This window comes from Rathayibacter sp. AY1A3 (genome assembly GCF_002930975.1).
GTDB lineage: Bacteria > Actinomycetota > Actinomycetes > Actinomycetales > Microbacteriaceae > Rathayibacter.
In genome coordinates this window covers 1-2,322 of the sequence record NZ_PSTO01000078.1, presented here as the reverse complement: position 1 = coordinate 2,322, position 2,322 = coordinate 1, and the positions used below count along the sequence as shown (strand labels likewise).

Below are 2,322 nucleotides of genomic sequence, written 5' to 3'. Positions count from 1 at the left end.
CGTGGTCGGCGGGCAGGGTGGAGCGGGTGGAGCGAGGGGGCACAGAGAGGTCTCACGGGTCGGCGGCTCGGCGGGGGACCGGGCTCGGGAGCAGGGGAAGCGGCTATGTCACCAGGCGGGGGTGGGAGACCCGTCAGACGGGCCTCCGAAAGCGCTCCGAATAACAGTACGGTAACGAGCGGCGCGTGTCACGCCCGATCGTGTCCGTCTGTGATCGCTAGACCGCCTAGGAAGTGGTCTCCGGCGCGTAATCGGGCGCATCCGGAAGGCCGAAGACGCGCTCGAGCGTCTCGATGCCGGAGTCGTGCAGGTACCCGGAGAGCTGGGTCCCGACGTACCGCAGGTGGTACGGCTCCGACTCGTACCCCGTGATCGGAGTGGTGTCGGGCTTGTAGCGCACGAGGAAGCCGAAGCGGTGGGCGTTGGCGCCGACCCACTGCCCCTCCGGAGTGTCGCCCCAGCAGATCTCGAGCGCGCACGCGCCCGACGCTCCCACCACGTCGACCGCCCAGCCGGTCTGGTGCTCGCTGTGCCCCGGGCGCGCACTCGTCGCATCCGCTCCCGCCTGTCCGCGCGAGGACACCCAGCCCGCGTAGACGCTGACCTGGGTGTCGTAGGAGCGGTAGGCGCTCTGCACGGCCAGTGAGAGGCCGGCCTCGGAGCGGGCGGCGGCGAAGAGCGGGACGAGGGCGTCCGCGGTCGCCTGGCGCATCGGCTGCCGGTTGACGTAGGGCACGTCGGGGAAGGTCAGGTCGGCGGGGACGTAGTCGACCGGCGCGAGCGTCCGCAGCTTGTTGACGACGACCCAGGTGCTCGCCGGGTCGTCGACGGACTGCGCGGTGAGGTCGATCCCGGAGGCGGAGGGAGTGGGTGTGGGAGTCGGAGTGGCGGTCGGCTCCGATGTGGGCGCCGAAGTGGTCGCGGCGGCGGAGGGCGACGGAGCGGGCGGCGCCGTCGAGGGGGTCGGCGAGGGCGCCGGCGCTCCGTTCCCGATGGCGGCTCCGACCCCCAGCGCGGTCAGGCCCGCCGCGGCGGCCACACCCCCGATGACCAGGGCTCGGCGGCGGACGGGGCGCCCATCGGTCGGCTCGTTCTCGTTCGACGTCATCCTCCGAGCCTAGACAGACCCGTTCCTGCGCAACTGCTGAAGCACCGGCGATCGGTTCTGTCCACCCGTGCCCCTCCACGCGGGTCGCGCATATCCTCTAAGGATTCACATAAGCAGACCCCCTAGCTTGAGTGACAGCCACGACTCCGCGTGCGACCGCCCCCTCGGCCGCACGGCCCCCCACGGAGCCGTCGATGGAAGGACCCCATGCTCCGACCCCTCACCGCACCCTCCGTCCCTCTCGCCGCCCTCGCTCGGACGCTCGAGATCGGCGACGAGGGCGGCCTGACGGCCGAGATCAGCGGAGTGACGCTGATCGCCTCCGACGTCGAGCCCGGCGACCTCTTCGTCGCCCTGCCCGGGGTCAACCGCCACGGGGCCGAGTTCGTCGAGCAGGCCGTGGCCCGCGGCGCCTCCGCCGTGCTGACCGACACCGCGGGCGCCGACGCCGCGCGCGCGACCGGTCTGCCCGTCCTCGTGGTAGACGACCCCCGCTCCCGCCTGGGCGCCGTCGCCGCCGCCGTCTACGGGACGGCCGAGCGCTCCCCCGTGCTGCTCGGCGTGACCGGCACCAACGGCAAGACGTCGACCGTCCACATGCTCGAGGGGATCCTCCGCCAGCTCGGCGTCGTGCCCGGCCTCAGCTCGACCGCTGAGCGCCACATCGGCGACACCTCGGTGACCAGCGGCCTGACCACCCCGGAGGCGACGGAGCTGCACGCGCTCGTCGCCCGCATGGAGGAGGAGGGCGTCGGCGCGGCCGCGATCGAGGTCAGCGCCCAGGCGCTCACCCGCCACCGCGTCGACGGCGTGGTCTTCGACGTCGCCGGCTTCACGAACCTCAGCCACGACCACCTCGACGACTACGGCGACATGGACACCTACTTCGGCGAGAAGGCCCAGCTGTTCCAGCCCGATCGCGCGCGCCGGGCCGTCGTCTCGCTCGACTCCCCCGCGGGCGCGCGCCTCGTCGAGGTCGCCGGCGTGCCGGTCACCACGATCACCTCCCTCCCGGGCGTCGACGCCGACTGGACCGTGACGGTGCTCGAGCAGGAGTTCGGCCGCACCCGCTTCCGGATCGGGAACCGCGAGGGCCGTGCCATCACGACCTCCGTGCCGATCATCGGCACCCACATGGCCGCCAACGCCGGGCTGGCGATCGTGATGCTGATCGAGTCCGGTCGACCGATCGGCGAGATCCGCGCTGCGCTGCA

At 72.6% G+C, this 2,322-nt stretch carries 2 protein-coding genes; one reads left to right on the top strand and one right to left on the bottom strand.

The features are described from left to right. Window positions 1-226: 226 nt before the first annotated feature. On the bottom strand, window positions 227-1,108 hold the full coding sequence (locus C5C10_RS17355; RefSeq protein WP_104329880.1) for a D-alanyl-D-alanine carboxypeptidase family protein: 882 nt from the start codon (window positions 1,106-1,108) through the stop codon (window positions 227-229). Between the two features lie 207 nt (window positions 1,109-1,315). On the opposite strand from C5C10_RS17355, the gene C5C10_RS17350 reads away from it, so the two are divergent. After that, on the top strand, window positions 1,316-2,322 hold a 1,007-nt coding region (locus tag C5C10_RS17350), incomplete at its 3' end, for a Mur ligase family protein (RefSeq protein WP_258060640.1).